Source organism: Lacisediminihabitans profunda, from assembly GCF_008040105.1.
Classification (GTDB): Bacteria; Actinomycetota; Actinomycetes; order Actinomycetales; family Microbacteriaceae; genus Lacisediminihabitans; species Lacisediminihabitans profunda.
Window position 1 is genome coordinate 1 of record NZ_VRMG01000132.1, and the last position, 776, is coordinate 776.

Sequence of the window (776 nt, forward strand, 5' to 3'; positions counted from 1 at the left end):
ATTGTCATATTACTCCCTCCCTTCTAGCTTTTTGAACTCTTTGTCTAGCTTTGCTAAGTGCTTGTCCAGTTTATCCATCTTCTTATCTTGATGGAGCTGGAACGCCTCCGAGCCCGGGGCCAACCAAGTCCCCTTATACTTAATTGCACCCCGGATCATATCTCCTCCTACTTACAATTCGTAAACGTATACCTGAAACTGGCCGAGCGTCTCCTCTATAAGAGGCTCGACATTGCTCCAGTCCTCTCCGGCTAAACCGCAGCCAATCTTCGGCAGACCTACACACAACTCCGAGGTAGGGATCGCCCGAGCATCAGCCTCTGCCTCAAGGAACAGAGACATAGTGTACAGGGCTTGGCCCAGTGCGTCAAGCTGAGTGTAGACTCGTCCCTCTTCTCGGCCATAGTTGTACTGCCCGTACAGATTGTAAATCGATCCGTACTCGTTCATCGTGAAGGTGAGGGAGCCGAGTTTGCCTCGGTCCCCTTTCACTGTTGCTTGGTCTGCCTCGTAGGCTTCCGGGAATTGCTCCCGGATTTGCTTAGCAATGCCACTGCCCATGGTGTTGAAGCAATTAGCCTGATGTGCGATAGCGTGCAACTCTTTGTTTTTGAACGCGGCGATAAGATCGCCCTTTCGGTATTTAATCATTTAAACCTCTCTACGCTTGTGAATCTGACACCAGCAGCACTTCTTGATCTAACGTCCGCGTACATCAAGTTGACGGCGGCAAATGGAGACCAATACTCCTTCTCCCAAATTTGGAACTTGAACAT

The 776-nt window shown here is 50.0% G+C and carries 1 protein-coding gene; it reads right to left on the reverse strand.

Annotated elements, in window-relative coordinates; translation table 11 throughout:
• Positions 1–171 precede the first annotated feature (171 nt).
• Positions 172–651 carry a macro domain-containing protein gene (locus FVP33_RS19285; protein WP_016037409.1) on the reverse strand — a complete coding sequence of 160 codons (480 nt, stop codon included), beginning with the start codon at positions 649–651 and terminating at the stop codon, positions 172–174.
• Positions 652–776 lie beyond the last annotated feature (125 nt).